The organism is Pseudomonas sp. Colony2, from assembly GCF_019382755.1.
Classification (GTDB): domain Bacteria; phylum Pseudomonadota; class Gammaproteobacteria; order Pseudomonadales; family Pseudomonadaceae; genus Aquipseudomonas.
The window spans coordinates 5,066,515-5,068,276 of the sequence record NZ_CP080030.1 but is presented as its reverse complement, the minus strand read 5'-3'; the positions used below and the strand labels follow the sequence as shown (position 1 = coordinate 5,068,276).

General features: G+C 57.7%; 2 pseudogenes. One reads left to right on the top strand and one right to left on the bottom strand.

Annotation, left to right across the window (positions count from 1 at the left end):
- Positions 1–1,620: pseudogene (locus JV201_RS29870) on the top strand (hypothetical protein); the annotation flags it as partial.
- A gap of 61 nt (positions 1,621–1,681) precedes the next feature.
- Here JV201_RS29870 and JV201_RS20145 read toward each other — a convergent pair.
- Positions 1,682–1,762: pseudogene (locus JV201_RS20145) on the bottom strand (thiol:disulfide interchange protein DsbG); the annotation flags it as partial.

Here is a 1,762-nt window from a genome sequence, read left to right as displayed (position 1 = left end):
GCCAATTTCAATAAGCAGGTGTCGGTCCGCTACACCGTCCGACGGGAAGGGCAAACCTGGTCGGCGCTGCCGCGACCGGTAAAAATCCTGAATATCTCCGGCCTGCCCAAGCCGCAGGTGGAACAGGCCACGGGCAGTACGCTGGACCTCAATACGTTCCAGGGGGACGCGCAACTGACGGTGGCGGCCTATGCCTACGGCGCCTTGGGGCAGCCCTGCTGGATGTGGGTAACCGGTGAGCGGGAAGATGGCGCGCCTTATCGCTTCGATGTGCTGGATGGCGAGCCGCTCTCCGAGCAATGGCTGCAGGAGGGCGTCAGTACGCTGCTGTCCCGGCGCGACCTGCAAAAACTGGCCGATTGCAGCCGCTTTGACGTGCATTTTGCGGTGAACTTCGATGGCCGGTCCGACAGGGCCAGCGCCGAGCCGTTTCCTGTGCTGCACCTGGATATTCATCAGGAAGACCTGGTCCTGAAACCCTTGACCATTCGGGAGGCCGTGGGCTCGCACTTGACGGTATGGAATGGCCGTGAGGGCGTGACGGCACGGGTGGAATATGACCACATCAGTGCTCATGACGAGATCAGCGTGTGTTGGACACAATCGGACGGTAGTTGCCTGCCGTTGCCACCCAAGCCGGGTAACACTGATCCGAAGTACGTTGACTTCACCATTCCCCGCGAGGCTGTAATCGCTGGAAGCGGCAAAACAGTGCCCGTCAGTTACAGCGTCGCGAGCGCATGCAAGCACGTCACGTCAGCTGACCTGGAGCTACAGATCAGTGTCCCGCAGCGCTTGCCTGCGCCAGAGGTACCGCAGGCCACTCAATTGCCCGGTGGCCAGGGGACACTGGACTTGCGCACCTTTACCGGGGATGCCGAGATTACGCTGCAAGCCTGGTGGTTCATCCTGGCGGGGCAAAAGGGCTGGCTGGAATGTACGGGAACCTTGCTCGACGGGTCGTCCCATACCCTCAAGCTGCTGGTCAATGAGCCGATCACGCAAGAGCAGGCAAACCATGGGTTGTCGCACGTTCTGCCTCGTGAGGAACTGGAAAAGTTTCGCCACAGGTCCGTATTGAACATCGTGTTCAAGGTTACGGCGGACGGCAGCTCCCATGTGAGCGAAGCAATTGTGTTCCCTGTGCTGATGTTGCTGTTGCGCAAGCAGTACAGAGACCTGACGGATTTCAACGATCAGACCTTGGGTTTATGGACCGTAGGGTCAGGCGCACCCGATGCCAGGGATATCAGCATTGAATATATGGGGACGGGACCTGACGGCAAGCCCGATTACGCAGTCAGGAATTTCACATACACCAATAACAGTTTCGGCCCGATCCTGCAGCGGCGCTTCTTGGATTTGGAGAGCGGTTTTACTTACCGGTTTTCTGTACGGGTTCGACGGTACAGCGTTGCGTTCGCGACGCCCAAGTTATCGTTGCGCAAAGACTCCATTCAACAAACACCGGTGGAAGAGTTGGTTGACCTGAACTGGCACACACTGAGCTTCACCTTTACGCCAACCATCGCTCCCGTGCTGCTGGAAATCTATAGCCATGAAGGCGCTACGAGCGGCAACGATTGGTACATGGATGATTTCCTGGTCGAGGGGATTTAATCCGCGCTGAAAAGACAATGCCCGCTTCGATGCGGGCATTGTCTTTACAGGCTAGGGCTGATTATTTCGGACCGAGAATCTTCACCAGCTTATCCGGCGACGGCGCTCCTTGCTGTTCGCCCTTGTCATCCAGATAGAAAAT